Here is a 16,265-nt window from a genome sequence, read left to right on the forward strand (position 1 = left end):
TTTTATCCCTCAGCGTCAGAAATAACGCACAAACGGCGTGGGGTCGGGGGTACTGATCGTCGTTGACGCTTTGAGCTGCGGCGTGCCGAGATAGAGAAAACCAACAATTTTATCCTGCGGGCGGCACTCAAAGGCTTCCCGCACGATAGCGCTCTCCGTTAATGCGCCGCTACGCCAGATACCATTAAACCCTTGCGCAATCGCCGCCATTTGCATCGCCATCACCGCGCATCCGGCAGACATCTCCTGTTCCCACACCGGAACCTTATGGTTTTCTTCGCATTTCGCCACCACGGTAATGATCAGCGGTGCGCGAAACGGCGCATTACGCGCTTTTTCGATCGCTTTCTCATCGCCCCCGGCAGCGACAGCGCCTTGTTCAAGCACGGCGCTGAAGCGGTCGCGCCCCTCTCCTTCAATCACAAAAAAACGCCACGGCTGTAGAGATTTATGATCGGGAACACGCATTCCCGCCCGCAGAATGTTCTGTAATTGCTCTCCGACAGGCGCCGGTTCTGCGAGACGAGAGGCGCTACGACGGTTGACCAGCAGTTCTAGTGCATCCATTTGATTAACTCCAGCAATGATATTTATTCACAAAATTAACACGGGAGCGGATTTTGTTACAGCGCAGGCAGTGATTCCTGCTGACAACTGCCTGATGGGTCATTACGATAGCCACATCTTAATGCTTTATCCTCACCAAGGTATAAGCGTTGTTACTCAGATAGGGAGAATACATGCGAACCCTGTGGCGATTTATTGCCGGATTTTTTAAATGGACGTGGCGAGTGTTGAACTTCGTCCGTGAAATGGTACTCAACCTGTTCTTTATTTTTCTGGTCCTAGTGGGCGTTGGGATCTGGATGCAGATCGGTAACGGCAACAACAGTGAGCAAACCGCGCGCGGCGCTCTGCTGCTGGATATTTCCGGCGTCATTGTGGATAAACCGTCCACCAATCATCGTCTGGGCGCGCTGGGTCGCCAGTTATTTGGCGCCAGCTCCGACCGTCTGCAGGAAAACTCCCTGTTTGACATCGTCAACGCTATTCGTCAGGCGAAAGATGACCGTAACATCACGGGTATCGTTCTGGATCTGAAAAACTTCACCGGCGCCGATCAACCATCAATGCGCTATATCGGTAAAGCGCTGCGCGAATTCCGCGACAGCGGCAAACCGGTTTTCGCCGTGGGTGAAAACTACAGCCAGGGTCAGTATTATCTCGCCAGTTTCGCTAATAAAATTTGGCTTTCCCCACAGGGTCAGGTAGATCTTCACGGCTTCGCTACGAATGGCCTGTACTACAAAACGCTGCTGGATAAACTGAAAGTCTCTACCCACGTTTTCCGGGTCGGCACCTATAAATCCGCCGTCGAGCCGTTTATCCGCGACGATATGTCGCCCGCCGCCCGCGAGGCCGACAGCCGCTGGATAGGCGAACTGTGGCAGAACTACCTGCATACCGTTTCCGCCAATCGCCAGATTTCGCCGCAACAACTCTTCCCCGGCGCGCAGGCTATTATCGACGGGTTAACCAGCGTGGGCGGCGACACCGCCAAATATGCGCTCGACCATAAACTGGTGGACGCCCTCGCCTCCAGCGCAGATGTTGAAAAAGCGCTGACGAAGCAGTTTGGCTGGAGCAAAACCGAAAATAACTATCGCGCGATCAGCTATTACGATTATTCGCTGAAAACGCCTGCGGATACCGGCGGTACTATTGCGGTTATTTTCGCCAATGGCGCGATTATGGATGGCGAAGAAACGCCAGGGAATGTCGGCGGCGACACTACGGCATCGCAGATCCGCGACGCACGCCTTGATCCTAAAGTGAAAGCGATTGTGCTGCGCGTCAATAGCCCAGGCGGTAGCGTCAACGCCTCCGAAGTTATCCGTGCCGAACTGGCGGCGGCAAGAGCGGCTGGCAAACCGGTGGTGGTCTCAATGGGCGGCATAGCGGCCTCCGGCGGTTACTGGATCTCTACGCCGGCAAACTATATCGTGGCCAGCCCCAGCACGCTGACGGGTTCAATTGGCATCTTCGGCGTCATCAATACGGTAGAAAACAGCCTGTCGTCGATTGGCGTACACAGCGACGGCGTTTCCACCTCGCCGCTGGCGGATATTTCGATGACCAAAGCGCTGTCACCGGAAGTGCAGCAGATGATGCAACTCAGTATTGAGTACGGCTACAAACGCTTTATCACACTGGTGGCAGACGCGCGTAAGCGTACGCCGGAGCAGATTGATAAAATCGCGCAAGGCCATGTCTGGACCGGAGAAGACGCGAAAGCCAATGGTCTGGTGGACAGTCTCGGCGACTTTGACGACGCCGTCGCCAAAGCGGCGGAGCTGGCGAAACTGAAACAGTGGCATCTTGATTACTATCAGGACGAACCGACGGTCCTTGATATGGTCATGGACAGTATGACCGGATCAGTACGCGCCATGCTGCCGGAGACCATTCAGGCGATGCTCCCGGCGCCGCTCGTTTCCGCCGCCAACACGGTGAAGGCCGAGGGGGATAAACTGGCGGCATTTAACGATCCGCAAAACCGTTATGCGTTCTGTTTGACTTGCGCGAACGTTCGCTAATGCTTCATCAATAGCCATACCGGATGGCGGCGTCTGCTCATAGCCGCCATCCGATAATCATTAATACGTCCTTCGCGACACGACTGAACATTATCATGCAAAAGAAATCAATTTACGTTGCCTATACCGGCGGTACTATCGGTATGCAGCGCTCAGATAAAGGGTATATCCCGGTGTCCGGGCACCTTCAGCGGCAGCTGGCGCTGATGCCGGAATTCCACCGCCCGGAGATGCCGGATTTTACCATCCATGAATATGCCCCGCTGATGGATTCATCAGATATGACGCCGGAAGACTGGCAGCATATCGCTGCAGATATCAAAGCGCACTACGATGAGTATGACGGTTTTGTTATTCTGCACGGCACCGACACGATGGCGTTTACCGCATCGGCGCTCTCTTTCATGCTGGAAAATCTGGGTAAACCGGTTATTGTGACAGGGTCACAAATTCCGCTGGCTGAGCTGCGCTCCGACGGGCAAATTAATTTGCTGAATGCGCTTTATGTCGCCGCCAACTACCCTATTAATGAAGTAACGCTGTTTTTTAATAATCGTCTGTTCCGCGGTAATCGCACGACCAAAGCCCATGCGGATGGGTTTGACGCTTTTGCCTCTCCCAATCTGCCGCCCTTGCTGGAAGCAGGAATTCACATTCGCCGTTTAAATACGCCTCCCGCGCCCTACGGTTCTGGTGAATTAATCGTTCACCCTATTACGCCGCAGCCGATAGGCGTAGTGACGATTTATCCGGGGATTTCCGCCGAGGTAGTACGTAACTTTCTGCATCAGCCGGTAAAAGCGCTGATTCTGCGCTCTTATGGCGTAGGCAACGCGCCGCAAAATAAAGCGTTTTTACAGGAGCTGAAAGAGGCCAGTTCGCGCGGCATCGTGGTGGTTAACCTGACGCAATGCATGTCAGGGCGAGTCAATATGGGCGGGTACGCTACCGGTAATGCGCTGGCGCACGCTGGCGTGATTGGCGGTGCCGATATGACCGTCGAAGCCACCTTAACCAAACTGCATTATTTGTTAAGCCAGGGTCTGGACACTCAGGCGATTCGTAGCGCGATGGCGCAAAACTTGCGTGGTGAATTGACGCCGGATGATTAAAAAATCCCGACGACAAGGAGAAGATAATGACAAACCGGGCCTTATTACTGGTCGACTTGCAAAATGACTTTTGCGCCGGCGGCGCGCTGGCTGTAGCGGAAGGCGACAGCACCATCGACATCGCCAACGCTCTTATTGACTGGTGCCAGCCCCGGCAGATTCCGGTGCTGGCCAGCCAGGACTGGCATCCCGCGCAGCATGGCAGCTTCGCCAGCCAGCATCAGGCGGAACCCTATAGTCAGGGAAAGCTGGACGGGCTGCCGCAAACGCTCTGGCCGGATCACTGCGTTCAACATACCGACGGTGCGGCGTTACATCCCCTGCTTAACCAACATGCGATTGACGCCTGTATCTATAAGGGTGAAAACCCGCTGATTGATAGCTACAGCGCGTTTTTTGACAACGAACATCGGCAGAAAACTACCCTTGATACCTGGCTTCGCGAGCATGACGTTACCGAGCTTATCGTGATGGGGTTGGCGACCGATTACTGCGTAAAATTTACGGTGCTGGATGCGCTAGAGTTGGGCTATGCCGTTAACGTTATCACCGATGGCTGTCGCGGCGTGAATATTCACCCGCAGGATAGCGCACACGCGTTTATGGAGATGGCGGCGGCAGGCGCGACGCTGTATACGCTGGCAGACAGGGAAGAGACGCAGGGCCAGGCTGTCGCCAGGTAGCGGAGCAGGTATCGTATCCGGTCAATACATCACGCAACGGTGAGACCATTGCATAGATCTTTGGGCCGGATACGTCACGTCAGCGCCGCTACCAGGCAAAGCTCAACGCAGGCTGGAGAGCGCTTCTAACGAAACTCTTCTCGTTTCAATGCCAAAACAAAATAATATCAGCGCGCACGCCGCCAGCAGCATACCCAGCACAACAAAAACGGTGACAGATCCATAGCGGGTCAATAAAACCGCCACGCCGTAGGGGGTAAAGACAGCGACGATCCGCCCTACCGCATTCACAAAACCCGATCCACGTAGTCTAAGGTGCGTAGGCCATAATTCGGGAACGTAAACCGCCGAGGCGAAGCAGACGTACATATACAGAAAGGAAATCATGACTAGTCCATAAACCAGAATGGCCCATTCCTCAGTCTGTATTGAGTAAAAATATCCTACTACCGCAATAACGATAAGCAACAGCGAACCAAATAACCGTCTGGGGAAATGATCAATAATGAGCGCGGCGATAAATATGCCCACCGGCGCGCCAATCATAATGATGGCGGTCATGAAAATGGATTTTGTAACATCAATTCCTGAATTAACAAAAATTGTCGGGATCCATACCGTAATGGTATAAAGCGAAATGTTCATCGCAATCAATACAGTGATCGCCACTAACGTGCGCCGCAACATTTGTCCTTTGAATAAGAGCCAGAATGTACCGTTTTCAAAGCGCGATTCCGTGGATTTATTGCTTTCCTGATGCGGCGGCAAAACAATACTTTTTTCTTTTTCTATTTGCGATTCAATCATGAGAAGCTGCTGTTCAGCCTCGCGTTGCCGCCCTTTACCTGCTAACCACCTGGGCGATTCGATAAAGTACTTCCCCGAAAGAGACCACGCCAGCAGCATCCCTATCCCACCAAGAAGAAACATCATCCGCCAGCTTAAAAACGCAATGACCACTACGCCAATTCCCGCAGACAGCATCGGTGACCAGTTCCCTACAAAAGAGAGACGCGCGGACCATTTTCCTCGTACAATGGGAGGGATAAACTCGGTAAAAGAAGCATACCCAACCATAATCAATGCTCCCATGCCTGTCCCCATCAGACAACGAAAGAAAATCAGCCAGTACATGTTGGGAACAAATGCGGCAGCCGTTGCGGAGATGCCCACAAGCAACAAATTAATGCGAAACGCTTTTCGACGCCCCAGGTAATCCCCAATAAAACCGCCGGTAAGCGAACCAATAAAATAGCCAAGCATCAGTGCCGATGTGAACGCGGCATTAAGATAATTATTCGACCAGCCATTGTTTATCAATTTGGCCAGAACCACATTTCCTGAGTAACTCAAAAACCCCGTTAATAGCAGGCCAAAACTAATTATTCCAAAAATACGAAAATGAAACCGGGATAAAGGTAAGCGGTCTAGTCTGGCGCCGATATGATCATTGTCTTCCATCTGGATGGCCTCTAACGCAGCAAAATAATAAATTATTGTCTCGCGGCAAAGGGGTATTTGCCGCACTTGCTATCATCTGCCGTTTTTTTTGGCATAGTCCAGGCGAAAACAATCCAGGCAAGGATAATCTATCGATTAATAGACAAGCTGGATATTATTTTTATCGCAAAATGCGATCCATTCATCACCTGGCGTTTTATTCGTTATCAGGTAATGGATATGACTAAAATCGACCAACCGCACGAACGCTTTGCGATCAAATTTTGAATGGTCCACCAATAACGCCACCTCTGTGGCCTGGCGAATCATCGTTTTTTTGATTTCAGCTTCCGCCTCGTTAGAATCAAGCGCCCCGCTCGCCATATCCAGCCCTTTACAACTCATTACCATAATATCAACATGATAACGGCTGATTATTTCTTTAGTGATACGCCCCTGCAGCGATAGCGTATTTTTATTTAACTCACCGCCCGTAGAAACAAGATTAATGTCCGATTGCGCCAGTTCATGGAAAGCTTCCGCTGAATTAGTTAACAAAGTAAGATCGTTTCGGTCTTTCAGCAGTTTTAGCAATTCCATTACCGTACTGCTGGAGTCGGCGGCCATCGTTGTTTTGTTTTTAATAAACGGAAGCGTATTACGGGCTATAATTTGCTTCTCTTCATAGAACGATTTTGCACGCTTATAAAAATGGATATTGTCAGCCAGCACCGCCGAATTTAATACCGCACCGCCATAAGTTCGAGTCAAAAAGCCTTCATCTTCGAGTTTTTCCAGATCGCGTCGAATTGTCTCTTCGGTTACCTGAAAAATTGAACTCAAGTTAGAGACTGTTACTTTTTTATCATTAGCGACCATTTGTTTGATCGCCTGAATCCTGTCTTTCGCCGCCACGATTACACCTCTGTTTTCGACGTCATGATAAACGTTGAGTATCTCACAGACTATGTTTACTTTCAAAATAAGCCGTTTGAATAACAGATTTTATCTGTATTTCGCCAAAAAAGAGGTGTAATGTATTGCTTATGGATTGTCCAGCGCTTCCGCCATTTGTCTCATCAATAACGCATCGTCATCCGTTAAGGTGATGGACAGCGCAGCGATATTCTCTCGTACCTGCTCCGGCGACGTGGCGCCGCTCAGTATTGAAATCAGTTCGCTTTGTCGCAATATCCACGCCAGCGCCAGCGTCGGGACGGCGCAATGATATTTGTCGCACAGTGGCTGCCATTGCTCCAGCATATCAATAACCCGCAACATATTCTCACGCTGGAACCAGAGTTTATTCGCGCGCGCCCCGCCGGGAACATAGTCACGGGTAATGGTGCCGGTTAACAATCCCTGCTCCAGTGGCGAATAAACCTGTACCACGATGCCGTGCTCGCGGCATAGCGGCAGCAGCTCCGTTTCCAGCGCCCGGTCAAGAATGCTGTATTTCGCCTGTATGATGTCCAGCTCGCCATGTTTAAGGTATTCGCGGATATGGCTGACATCTACATTCGCCGCCCCGATAGAACGGATTTTCCCCTCTGCTTTCAGCTCATTGAGCACGCCAACGGTTTCCGCAATCGGCGTAAAAAACGGCGGTACCGACTGCCAGTGGGTCATATAGATATCGATATAATCAATCCCTAGTCGCTGGAGACTGGCATCAACTTCTTTACGAATAGAGTCCGGAGAAAGATTTTTATAAAGCTGGCGATCGCCGACTTTATTGAACAGGCTCCCTTCCCGCTCCCAGACGATCCCGCATTTGGTCTCCACCACCATCTCGTTACGCGGTAATTTTTTCAGCGCCTGGCCGACAATCACTTCGCTATTGCCAAAGTTATAGCCCGGCGCCGTATCAATCAGGTTAATACCGCAACGGTGCGCCTCAACGATAGTATCGATGCAAACCTGCATATCGAGGTTGCCATTCCATGCCGGACCGCCGCCGATAGCCCAGGTGCCGAGTCCCATACGGGAAAGCGCTATATCTGTATTACCTAAAGGTATCATTTTCATCTGCCGCTATTACCCTTCGTATTCATTCAGGAGTTGTTCCACTAGCATTCTGTTTTTCACGCCCGTTGTGGCGCCCACGCTGAGTACCGATATCGCGGCCGTCGCATTGGCGAACCGTGCGCATTCACGCAGCGTTTTTCCCTCCAGCAGCGCGGCGATAAATCCCGATGCAAAATTATCGCCGGCGCCAATAGTGTCGATGGCGGTAATGCCTGCCACCGCAGGCACCTCCATTTTTATATCGGCGCTTTTGATAAAGCAGCCTTTCTTGCCAGTTTTAATCACCACCGTTTTTACGCCACATTGCAAAAAACAATCGGCAATATCATCCAGCGTCTCTTTCCCGGTCAGCTTTTTGGCTTCATCAATATTAGGAAACAGATAATCGACAAAACTTAGCGCTTCGCGAATATCGTCCAGAGTTTCATTCAGCCGCGGTTTGATCATGTCAGCGCAGATAACCAGTTGATGCGCTTTCGCCTGCGTAAAAATAGCCGTTAATGCTTTGCCATCCAGCAGCGGGCTGTTAAAGATACTTGCCAGTGATAACAGCCTGACCTGAGAAAAACGGTCAAAATCGACATCGTTAATATTTAGCTTCCACAGACTGCCGTTACGGTTAGTGACAAAGGTGCGCTCACCATCATCAGTCACCAGCCCAACATTAATTGAGGTATCAATATCAGCATCCTGCTTCAGGCTCTGAATATCGATATTCTCCTTCCGACAGTGGTCGAGAATAAAATATCCTGCCGCATCGTCGCCAACGCGACTCATTAGCGCAGTGCGATGCCCGAGACGCGAAATAATCGTGGCTTCATTAATCGCATCTCCCCCTGTGGTCATGGCAATTCGTTCTAATGGATACGAATCGACATCAAAGATATTTTTACTAACCGGTTGCAAAGGAATGTCGACAATGGCCGCCCCTATGCAAAGAACTTCGATTTCGTCCATATCATCATTCCGCTTTACCATCTGAACCAAACAGTTTGATTTTTTCCAGTGCACGGGCTTTTACCGCTTTGCGTACTTCGCGTTCCAGATGCAGGAACGGCTGATCCTGATTCTCTTTTACAGCTACCATCGCGGCCTGACACAGTTCGGTGTGGATATTGATTTTCGAGATGCCCAGCGAAATGGCTTTTTTGATATCCGCGTCGCTAATACCGGAAGCGCCGTGTAACACTAGCGGTACGGAAACTGCCTGGCGCACGCGCTCCACGACCTCAAAATTCAGTTTTGGTTCAGAGGTGTACACGCCATGCTGGTTGCCAATGGCGACCGCCAGCGAGTCACAACCGGTGCGCGCTACAAATTCCGCCGCCTGATCCGGGTCGGTATAGTGATACCCCGCCAACGCCTCTTCATACACCGTTTCGTTCCCTACGTGCCCTAACTCCGCCTCTACCGGAATACCCAGCGGATGAAAGAAATCAACGGCTTCTTTGGTCAGGCGAATATTTTCTTCAAAATCAAAGGATGAAGCGTCACGCATCAGCGAGTTCATGCCGTGCGCCCAGGCATTATGGATAATGTCCATGCTACGTCCATGATCCCAGTGGGTAATTACCGGCACAGAGGCTTTTTTAGCCATGGAAACCATCATATGAGAGAAGTCTTCAAATGAAGTATTGCCCACAAATCCGGTACCAAAGGAGATAATAACCGGCGAATTTGCCTCTTCCGCCGCATCAATCACTCCCATCAACATTTCCGCATTCCACACGTTAAAGTGCGCAATCGCGTAATGTTCATTTTGTGCATCATTTTCCCAATATTTTATATCTGCCAACATCGCTGTTTCTCCCGTTTTTTATTAATCGCAAACTTTAATAACGCCTTTAATAATGTCGCGTTTGTTATTCACCGATTCTTCAAATGCACGTTGCACGTCTTTGTAATCGTAAATATGCGTCACCATTGATTTCACATCGAAACGCCCGGAGGAGATGGCATCAATAGTCACCGGATAGCGGTTGGCATAGCGGAATACCGTCTGGATGGAGACTTCACGGTTAATTTTGAGGAAATTAATCGCTGAATCTCCCGCGACAGTGCCGACAATCATGATCTTCCCGCCGCGCATGACCAGATACGGCGCTTGCTGAGTAGTGACGGCGGAACCAGCGGTTTCAAACACAATATCGGCGCCCATATCGTCGGTGAACTGCTGGCAGCGCGCGACAGTATCTTCTTTCGCCCCATTGATAACGGTTGTCGCTCCCAGTCGTTCAGCCATTGCCAGCCGTTTTTCCAACACATCCACTACCGCGATATTGGTCGCCCCCAGACACTTACACGCTTGCAGGGTCATTAAACCAATGCAGCCCGCGCCGAGAATGACGATTTTCTTACCCGGTTTAACATCCGCCAGCATTGCCGCGTGCATTCCAACAGCAGCAGGTTCCACCAGCGCACCTTCCATAGTGTCCATATTGTCCGGAAGCTTGTACGTAAAACTTTCCGGATGGCACAGATAGTGCGTTAAGGCCCCGCGATAATTCGGCTGCGTCGCCATAAAATCAACATCCGGACAAATATTGTATTTTCCTTCCAGACAATAGCGGCAGTGGCCGCACGGCACGCCCGGCTCGATATTAACCCGATCGCCTGGCTTAAATTTGCTTACCCGATTGCCGACCGCAATGACCGTTCCGGCACACTCATGCCCCAGGCCAATTTCCTGATTTGGATCCTTCGGCGGAATGAATGGCCCGGATTCAAAACCGTGAACATCTGAACCGCAAATACCGACATATTCCACTTTGATCAGCACCTCGTTATCTTTTGGCACCGGAATATCCGCTGCGATAATTTTCATGGTGCCCGGCGTTTTTAATATCGCTTTTGAATTTTTCATTTTTATTCCTTTATTTACTCGTGACCTTATCAATGCCCAGACTTTCGACCGAAACACCCTTGGTCTCGATTCCGATAGTCGCTATTGCGACGGCGACGATAATCGAGACAGCGCCCAGCAGGACGAAAACGCCCGTCACGCCATAACCGTTGAGTAATACCGCCACCGCATAGGGGGCAGCGATACCGCTGATTCTGCCGACAGCGTTCGCCAGGCCGGAACCGCGAAGTTTCGCTTCTGTTGGCCAGATCTCCGGCACATAGACCGCCGAGGCATAACAGACATACATATAGACAAAGGTAATCAGGAAAAAGCCAATTAAGGTGATGAGCAACATGCTGGTTTGCAGCGAATAAATATATCCCAGCACGGCAATCAGAATTAATAAACCGACACCCATGGTTTTGCGCGGAATTTTATCCATTACCAGCATAGCGATAAATATGCCAAACGGTGCGCCGAACATACTCATGGTATTTAAAACGATCGAATCTTTGAGGTTGATGCCCTGTGTCATAAAGATGGTGGGCAGCCAGTTAATTAACGTGTATTGCACAACGTTCATGGCAATCAGCACGCAGGAACCCAAAATAACGCGTTTCAGTAATACGCCAGTGAGCAACGCTGAATACGGCACGGAACGCGGCGGCTTGCCGCTGCTTTCAATAACAACCGGCGGCAGCGGTTTTCCTGTCTGACGTTCGATGCCTGCTTCAATGGCCTGCATAACCTTTTCGGCTTCCTGATAACGCCCGCGCGATTCCAGCCAGCGGGGAGATTCAGGGAAGTATCGCCAGGCAAGCGCGGTAGCAATCAGCGACAGCACAGCCGGGATCAGTAACTGCACGCGCCAGTTCCATTCCGCGCTAATTAGCGGCGTCAGCCCCATTGCAATCAGGGAACACAATGGATATGACCAATTGCCAATAAACGAAACACGACTCGACCAGGTGCCGCGATTTCTGCCCGGCATATATTCGGTAAAACCAGCGAACAGCGTGACCAGTAGTGCCCCTAATCCCACGCCCATCACAAAACGACAGGCAATCAGGAACATCATATTCGGTGAAAATGCGCCCACGACCATCGAGGCAATGTGAATCGCTTCATAAAGAATAAAGGCGTTCCTGCGTCCGGTTTTATCGCCGATAATGCCGCCCACCAGCGCGCCGAGAAACATCCCCGCCGTAGTAATGGCGGAAAAGGTGGCTGTCGTGGAATTATCGGTCCAGCCTAACTCCTTAAGCTGGGCAAGAATTAATCCGCCGACGGCATTACTCCAGCAAACAAGCAGACCAAAGGCGACGACGGCAAACATTGATGAATGCCAGCGGCAATCTGGCAGGCGATCCAGCCGGGCGCCGCAGTGCGGTTTTGTTATCTGTTCCATGCGATAACGTTCCTTTAGCAGAAGGGTTATTCATCAAAGTCGTAGGTCATGATCACTTTAATGGCTGTCTTATCGACCATTGCGTCAAACCCTTCGCGCCACTGAGAAAGACCGATACGATGGGTGATCATTGGTTTTACTTTGATAGCGCCGCTGGCAAGCAGGCGAATCGCATTGCGCCAGGATGTGGAGTCATAGGCCATATGCCCAATGATGCTTTTGTTCCAGGAAGTAATGTCGTTAATGGAGAAATCGAGCGGCTTAAATCCCATACCGACGCGAACCACTTCACCATTTGGCCGTAGCATGTCGATGGCCTGTTTAAGCGCAATGTTGGCACCGGAGCATTCGATCACCAGACCGAGGTTGTCTTTACCGCAAATCTCCCGGCAGCGTGCGACGACATCTTCCGTGGAGCCGTTAACAAACGCCGTCGCGCCGAGTTCTTTGGCCACAGGGAAACGGACAGGAACATCCTCATCCAGGCCAACCACCACGATATTTACCGCCCCCATAATGCGGGCCATTTGGACCGAAAACAGACCTAACGGACCGGTGCCGATGACTACCACGTCCTGGCCGGGTAAAAATTTGGATTGCTGGGCGATAGATTTATAGGCGTTGCAGATAGGGTCCAGTACTGCGGCTTCCTCGTAATCCACGCCTTCCGGGATCTCCCACAGGGCATGGCGATGGATTTTCAGGATTTCTCCCGGAACCAGGCAGTATTTGGAAAATCCACCGCCCCAGGTGTTGTTATCCAGACCCAGATTCACTTTTTCTGCACAACACAGAAAATCGCCTTGTTCACAGGCAGGGCAAACGCCGCAAACGTGTCCGCTGTTGTCAGAAACCACGCGCTGGCCGACTTTCCAGTCTTTCACTTTTTCGCCCACCCGCGCGATACGTCCGGCGAATTCATGACCGCGAACGGAGTTAAATTCGTCGGACCCGCTGTCAACGTTATAGTGCTTCATATCCGCGCCGCAGATCGCCGCCGCTTTGATTTCGATAATCACGTCTTCCGGACCGCATACCGGCTCCGGGACATCAATCATTTTGTAGCCGCCAAAGGCCTTGCCAAATCTCGCCAGTGCTTTCATTGCATCTTCCTTTGTGTTTGGTGTGCATCAATGCTCATCATACTTAACCATAAAATCTTTAAGGTCAACGATAAATCTTTAAAACACAGATAATGATCTGTATTTACCAACCAAGATCACAAACTCAACGAAACAAACGGCGATAAAACCAAAAAGATGGAAGCCGTATCGCGAAAGACGGCGTGAACGCCTGCGCAGGTTTCCATGGATGAAGACGCTAATCTGCTGCGGTTATTTTTTCGTCACTCCATTCTGTGGCGTGTTTCTGTTTTAGATGTCGAAGAGGATCGTTAAAGAAGCCCGCGCGGTGTTTATTAAACCGGCGCAGAAGATTGTCGACAAATATGGTCTCGATGGGATCGATCTTGACTGGGAATATTCGTTTAACGTCGCATTTAAAAGCGCTTCGTCAGCTAATAGGCCCCAAAAACGGGTCACCCTCGCCGTCGGCGCGAATGCGGAAAGTCCGAAAAGCTGGCTGGACGTGAAAGCTATAGCCCCGTAGCTCGACTTTATCAATTTGATGACTTACGACATGGCCTACGGCACGCAGTATTTCAACGCCAATCCGTATGACTCAAACGCCTGGCCTGCTGCTGTCAGTGAAGTCTGCCGGGGGAAAGCGCTGTTTGCCCTCCCTTATGAAAATCCGCGCTCGGTGGCGATCAACGCGGACCAGATTAAAAAGCGCGGGCTGGCTGGCGCAAGTTCTGGGAATAGGCCGCCGATGACAATAATCAGTTAGCGAAACAGTTGGCGGACTCGATGTACATTAAGCGTTAATGGGTAAAAATATGGCGGGCCTGTGCCTGGCAGCAATGAGCAGGCCCGGTAAGCACAACGCATTGGCAATGAAACCGCCGGATGGCGGCTACCTCTTATCCGGCTGCCGTTACTGCATTTTCAATGTCGCAATCGGCTTTGACGTAATACCGAAATCCGCTTTGAGCTGCTGCTTGCTTTTCATCACCATCTGACCGTGAGTATCGATCGTCATATGTTGCGCTTCGGTATTGTGCCGCGCCTGCCATAGCATCACCAGTTGCAGGCTGTTTTCTTTCTGTTCCGGCGTCAACGCCACGCCATCCGGCCACTTACCCAGCTCAACGGCGGTGGATAAACGTTGATACACTTCCGGCGTCATGCTGTTAATGATCTCATCAAGATTCATGATGTGTCCGCTCCTGTGGAATAATTTGCTGAATCGTTTTTTCAGCCTTTCAGTTGATCGCCGTTTTTCTCGTCAGAAAAGGCCAGCGAGGCCGAGTTAACGCAATAGCGCTCACCGGTTGGCTGCGGCCCGTCCGGGAAAACGTGTCCGAGATGCGCATCGCAGTTACCGCAACGAATTTCGACACGCTGCATTCCATGAGAAAAATCGTCTATGTAACGAATCGCCTCTTCGCTGACAGGCTGGTAAAAGCTAGGCCAGCCGCAACCTGAATCGTATTTGGTGTGGGAGTGAAAAAGCGGCGTATCACAGACCAGGCAGTGATAAACCCCATCGCGTTTATTATGTAGCAGGCGTCCGGTAAATGGCGGTTCTGTGCCACGATCCTGCGTCACATAGAATTGCATTTCGGACAATTTTTTCTTGAGTTCTTCTGCTGAAGGTTGGTTAGCCATTTGCTCACATCTCACTTTAAACGTGCTCACATTGCCTGACCGATTCTAACAAAACATTAACACCTCAGTACCAACTTTTGTTCTAAACTTGATCATTGCGAAATGGCGGCTCACGAATCGTGACTGATGTCACATTATTATCTCGGTTGCCCTTTAAAATTCGGGGCGGCGCCCCCATGTGGTTTCAAGCCGAAAGGAAGAGTGAGGCGAATCAGCCGCGCAAAGGTTGTGCAGAGGATTGATTTGTCGCAATGATTGACACGATTCCGCTTGACGCTGCGTAAGGTTTTTGTAATTTTACAGGCAACCTTTTATTCACTAACAAATAGCTGGTGGAATATATGACTATCAAAGTAGGTATCAACGGTTTTGGCCGTATCGGTCGCATTGTTTTCCGTGCTGCTCAGAAACGTTCTGACATCGAGATCGTTGCAATCAACGACCTGTTAGACGCAGAGTACATGGCATACATGCTGAAATATGACTCCACTCACGGCCGTTTCGACGGTACTGTTGAAGTGAAAGACGGTCATCTGATCGTTAACGGTAAAAAAATCCGTGTTACCGCTGAACGCGATCCGGCTAACCTGAAATGGGACGAAGTTGGTGTTGACGTAGTGGCTGAAGCTACCGGTATCTTCCTGACTGACGAAACCGCGCGTAAACACATCACCGCTGGCGCGAAAAAAGTGGTTCTGACGGGTCCGTCTAAAGACAACACCCCAATGTTTGTTAAAGGCGCTAACTTTGACAAATACGAAGGCCAGGACATCGTTTCCAACGCTTCCTGCACCACCAACTGCCTGGCGCCGCTGGCTAAAGTTATCAACGACAACTTCGGCATCATCGAAGGTCTGATGACTACTGTTCACGCGACTACCGCAACCCAGAAAACCGTTGACGGCCCGTCTCACAAAGACTGGCGCGGCGGCCGCGGCGCATCTCAGAACATCATCCCGTCCTCTACTGGCGCTGCTAAAGCGGTAGGTAAAGTACTGCCGGAACTGAATGGCAAACTGACTGGTATGGCGTTCCGCGTTCCGACTCCGAACGTATCCGTTGTTGACCTGACCGTTCGTCTGGAAAAAGCGGCTACCTACGAGCAGATCAAAGCTGCTGTTAAAGCTGCTGCCGAAGGCGAAATGAAAGGCGTTCTGGGTTACACCGAAGACGACGTTGTATCTACCGATTTCAACGGCGAAGTATGCACTTCCGTGTTCGATGCTAAAGCAGGCATCGCGCTGAACGACAACTTCGTGAAACTGGTCTCCTGGTACGATAACGAAACCGGTTACTCCAACAAAGTACTGGACCTGATTGCTCACATCTCCAAATAAGTTGAGATGACACAGTCATTGGTAAGAGCGACTCAGGTCGCTCTTTTTTTTGCTTAAAGATATACCCGTCATACTTCAAGTTGCAG

At 50.7% G+C, this 16,265-nt stretch carries 15 protein-coding genes and 1 pseudogene; 5 read left to right on the forward strand and 11 right to left on the reverse strand.

The genetic code is table 11. From position 1 onward, the window contains the following. Positions 1 to 15: 15 nt before the first annotated feature. The gene (locus ACLJNW_RS05230) at positions 16 to 567 is read right to left on the reverse strand and encodes an NAD(P)H nitroreductase (RefSeq protein WP_000339313.1); all 552 of its coding nucleotides are present in this window, start codon (positions 565 to 567) and stop codon (positions 16 to 18) included. A 173-nt stretch (positions 568 to 740) separates the two neighbouring features. Here ACLJNW_RS05230 and sppA point away from each other — a divergent pair, with 173 nt between their 5' ends. From sppA to pncA, 3 genes are all read left to right on the forward strand, one after another. Further along, positions 741 to 2,597, forward strand: coding sequence for a signal peptide peptidase SppA (gene sppA, locus ACLJNW_RS05235; protein ID WP_024154528.1), 1,857 nt, complete (start codon positions 741 to 743; stop codon positions 2,595 to 2,597). Positions 2,598 to 2,692: 95 nt separating this feature from the next. Beyond that, the gene (gene ansA, locus ACLJNW_RS05240; protein ID WP_224475876.1) at positions 2,693 to 3,709 is read left to right on the forward strand and encodes an asparaginase; all 1,017 of its coding nucleotides are present in this window, start codon (positions 2,693 to 2,695) and stop codon (positions 3,707 to 3,709) included. Between the two features lie 26 nt (positions 3,710 to 3,735). Beyond that, positions 3,736 to 4,392 carry a bifunctional nicotinamidase/pyrazinamidase gene (gene pncA, locus ACLJNW_RS05245; RefSeq protein ID WP_024154529.1) on the forward strand — a complete coding sequence of 219 codons (657 nt, stop codon included), beginning with the start codon at positions 3,736 to 3,738 and terminating at the stop codon, positions 4,390 to 4,392. Positions 4,393 to 4,494: 102 nt separating this feature from the next. On the opposite strand, the gene ACLJNW_RS05250 is transcribed toward pncA, so the two are convergent. The 8 genes from ACLJNW_RS05250 to ACLJNW_RS05285 all read right to left on the reverse strand — a co-directional run bounded on the left by ACLJNW_RS05250 (position 4,495) and on the right by ACLJNW_RS05285 (position 13,216). Next, positions 4,495 to 5,853 carry an MFS transporter gene (locus ACLJNW_RS05250; protein WP_000389924.1) on the reverse strand — a complete coding sequence of 453 codons (1,359 nt, stop codon included), beginning with the start codon at positions 5,851 to 5,853 and terminating at the stop codon, positions 4,495 to 4,497. 135 nt (positions 5,854 to 5,988) lie between these two features. Continuing rightward, entirely contained in the window at positions 5,989 to 6,747 is a 759-nt protein-coding gene (locus ACLJNW_RS05255; protein WP_000719104.1) for a DeoR/GlpR family DNA-binding transcription regulator, read from the reverse strand. A 129-nt stretch (positions 6,748 to 6,876) separates the two neighbouring features. Then, positions 6,877 to 7,860 (reverse strand): aldo/keto reductase, encoded by a 984-nt coding sequence (locus tag ACLJNW_RS05260; protein WP_000782142.1) that lies wholly within the window; start codon positions 7,858 to 7,860, stop codon positions 6,877 to 6,879. A 9-nt stretch (positions 7,861 to 7,869) separates the two neighbouring features. Further along, positions 7,870 to 8,817 (reverse strand): sugar kinase, encoded by a 948-nt coding sequence (locus tag ACLJNW_RS05265; RefSeq protein ID WP_000343332.1) that lies wholly within the window; start codon positions 8,815 to 8,817, stop codon positions 7,870 to 7,872. Between the two features lie 4 nt (positions 8,818 to 8,821). After that, on the reverse strand, positions 8,822 to 9,658 hold the full coding sequence (locus ACLJNW_RS05270; RefSeq protein ID WP_024154530.1) for a ketose-bisphosphate aldolase: 837 nt from the start codon (positions 9,656 to 9,658) through the stop codon (positions 8,822 to 8,824). A 21-nt stretch (positions 9,659 to 9,679) separates the two neighbouring features. Further along, positions 9,680 to 10,723 carry an NAD(P)-dependent alcohol dehydrogenase gene (locus ACLJNW_RS05275; RefSeq protein WP_001624385.1) on the reverse strand — a complete coding sequence of 348 codons (1,044 nt, stop codon included), beginning with the start codon at positions 10,721 to 10,723 and terminating at the stop codon, positions 9,680 to 9,682. Positions 10,724 to 10,733: 10 nt separating this feature from the next. Continuing rightward, positions 10,734 to 12,113, reverse strand: a complete 1,380-nt coding sequence (locus ACLJNW_RS05280) for an MFS transporter (protein ID WP_000435326.1) — start codon at positions 12,111 to 12,113, stop codon at positions 10,734 to 10,736. A gap of 26 nt (positions 12,114 to 12,139) precedes the next feature. Further along, positions 12,140 to 13,216, reverse strand: a complete 1,077-nt coding sequence (locus ACLJNW_RS05285; RefSeq protein WP_000645180.1) for a zinc-binding dehydrogenase — start codon at positions 13,214 to 13,216, stop codon at positions 12,140 to 12,142. A 295-nt stretch (positions 13,217 to 13,511) separates the two neighbouring features. On the opposite strand from ACLJNW_RS05285, the pseudogene ACLJNW_RS05290 reads away from it, so the two are divergent. Then, positions 13,512 to 13,933: pseudogene (locus tag ACLJNW_RS05290) on the forward strand (glycosyl hydrolase family 18 protein); the annotation flags it as partial. A 175-nt stretch (positions 13,934 to 14,108) separates the two neighbouring features. Here ACLJNW_RS05290 and ACLJNW_RS05295 read toward each other — a convergent pair. Next, positions 14,109 to 14,387 carry a YeaC family protein gene (locus ACLJNW_RS05295; RefSeq protein WP_001046864.1) on the reverse strand — a complete coding sequence of 93 codons (279 nt, stop codon included), beginning with the start codon at positions 14,385 to 14,387 and terminating at the stop codon, positions 14,109 to 14,111. 41 nt (positions 14,388 to 14,428) lie between these two features. Beyond that, positions 14,429 to 14,842, reverse strand: a complete 414-nt coding sequence (gene msrB, locus ACLJNW_RS05300) for a peptide-methionine (R)-S-oxide reductase MsrB (protein WP_001519539.1) — start codon at positions 14,840 to 14,842, stop codon at positions 14,429 to 14,431. A 341-nt stretch (positions 14,843 to 15,183) separates the two neighbouring features. Between msrB and gapA the strand changes: the two genes are divergently transcribed. Further along, positions 15,184 to 16,179 carry a glyceraldehyde-3-phosphate dehydrogenase gene (gene gapA, locus ACLJNW_RS05305; RefSeq protein WP_000153505.1) on the forward strand — a complete coding sequence of 332 codons (996 nt, stop codon included), beginning with the start codon at positions 15,184 to 15,186 and terminating at the stop codon, positions 16,177 to 16,179. Positions 16,180 to 16,265: the final 86 nt, after the last annotated feature.

This window comes from Salmonella sp. SAL4457, from assembly GCF_046548235.1.
GTDB classification, from domain to species: domain Bacteria; phylum Pseudomonadota; class Gammaproteobacteria; order Enterobacterales; family Enterobacteriaceae; genus Salmonella; species Salmonella enterica.

Excerpts from the sequence above, each read along its gene's own strand:
- ACLJNW_RS05295 (WP_001046864.1), bottom strand. The coding sequence starts at position 14,387 with ATGAATCTTGATGAGATCATTAACAGCATGACGCCGGAAGTGTATCAA.
- ACLJNW_RS05285 (WP_000645180.1), bottom strand. The coding sequence starts at position 13,216 with ATGAAAGCACTGGCGAGATTTGGCAAGGCCTTTGGCGGCTACAAAATG.
- msrB (WP_001519539.1), bottom strand. The coding sequence starts at position 14,842 with ATGGCTAACCAACCTTCAGCAGAAGAACTCAAGAAAAAATTGTCCGAA.
- ACLJNW_RS05260 (WP_000782142.1), bottom strand. The coding sequence starts at position 7,860 with ATGAAAATGATACCTTTAGGTAATACAGATATAGCGCTTTCCCGTATG.
- ACLJNW_RS05275 (WP_001624385.1), bottom strand. The coding sequence starts at position 10,723 with ATGAAAAATTCAAAAGCGATATTAAAAACGCCGGGCACCATGAAAATT.
- gapA (WP_000153505.1), top strand. The coding sequence starts at position 15,184 with ATGACTATCAAAGTAGGTATCAACGGTTTTGGCCGTATCGGTCGCATT.
- ACLJNW_RS05270 (WP_024154530.1), bottom strand. The coding sequence starts at position 9,658 with ATGTTGGCAGATATAAAATATTGGGAAAATGATGCACAAAATGAACAT.
- ACLJNW_RS05230 (WP_000339313.1), bottom strand. The coding sequence starts at position 567 with ATGGATGCACTAGAACTGCTGGTCAACCGTCGTAGCGCCTCTCGTCTC.
- ACLJNW_RS05265 (WP_000343332.1), bottom strand. The coding sequence starts at position 8,817 with ATGGACGAAATCGAAGTTCTTTGCATAGGGGCGGCCATTGTCGACATT.
- ansA (WP_224475876.1), top strand. The coding sequence starts at position 2,693 with ATGCAAAAGAAATCAATTTACGTTGCCTATACCGGCGGTACTATCGGT.
- ACLJNW_RS05280 (WP_000435326.1), bottom strand. The coding sequence starts at position 12,113 with ATGGAACAGATAACAAAACCGCACTGCGGCGCCCGGCTGGATCGCCTG.
- ACLJNW_RS05250 (WP_000389924.1), bottom strand. The coding sequence starts at position 5,853 with ATGGAAGACAATGATCATATCGGCGCCAGACTAGACCGCTTACCTTTA.
- sppA (WP_024154528.1), top strand. The coding sequence starts at position 741 with ATGCGAACCCTGTGGCGATTTATTGCCGGATTTTTTAAATGGACGTGG.
- pncA (WP_024154529.1), top strand. The coding sequence starts at position 3,736 with ATGACAAACCGGGCCTTATTACTGGTCGACTTGCAAAATGACTTTTGC.